This is a genomic window from Neobacillus paridis (assembly GCF_016765675.1).
Lineage (GTDB): Bacteria > Bacillota > Bacilli > Bacillales > Cytobacillaceae > Neobacillus > Neobacillus paridis.
Window position 1 is genome coordinate 1 of the sequence record NZ_JAESWB010000217.1, and the last position, 926, is coordinate 926.

Consider the following 926-nt stretch of genomic DNA (forward strand, 5'->3'; position numbering starts at 1 on the left):
CAAGCGATTCCTTTTGTATTCGCTTAGCGCTTTTTGGACAACAGCATCAAGAGCCATGTCTTGTGGCGAAGGAATATCTTCTGGAATAATTGGCCTAGGCGGCTTCGGCTGCGTCTCAATGATTATTTCAAGAGCATCATAGAGCTTATCTCCATCCTGCTCTTCAAGCACTTCTGCCAAATCTTCTTTCGAAAGTTTGGAAAGTTTTTGAGAAATCCTTTGAAGTTCTTTTTTCTTCCGAGCTTTGGACAATTTGAACAGTTCTGCCATTACCATTTTCCGCTCAGGAGAAGCATAGCGTCCTCCCCGCTCCTCTTCAGCTTGATTATCAGCAGGCCGCGATTCAATTTCATTACACGCAACAACGCTCTCTTTTTTATCTGCATTTTGAAGAACCGGACCGATCTTTTTTTGACTTATGCCATTCGGCAAGTTCAGCGCCCTAGCATCCAATTCTTTTTTGATTGCCTTGGCTACCGTCTCATCCGCCACAGCAAACATAAATGAAATGAGCTTCTGTCCTCCACTGCCTTTCTTCAATCTCAATTTGAAAGCAGCGTCAACTGCGCCTTTTATATTCATCTCCGAGTAGTGCGGCACCTTGGCGCCACTTCTTTCATCACTCTTGTAAAAGTCCGGGTAAAGCTCTATCACAATACTTCCCGTTAATGACTGACATGCGCTCATATAAAATTTTTCCCAAAATTCTTCATTCTGATTAGCTAGTACGTTTCTTTCAGGTCGATTTATGTCGTCTGCCAGGCAAAACAAATTCTGGATATGTCGAAGCCCTGGAGCAATTGGCATTTTGTAACAGGTTCCGGAAGATACTGAACTTTTTCTTCTCAAAGCGCGCCATCCAACCTTAAACTCCTCCAAAGCTCTTTCGAGAGGAGAAAAGCGTTCAACCTTACGAACCCTTTCAG

General features: G+C 43.5%; 1 protein-coding gene. It reads right to left on the reverse strand.

Annotated elements, in window-relative coordinates:
- A partial coding sequence (locus JK635_RS15105) for a hypothetical protein (protein ID WP_202654798.1) occupies window positions 1-926 on the reverse strand: 926 nt, incomplete at both ends.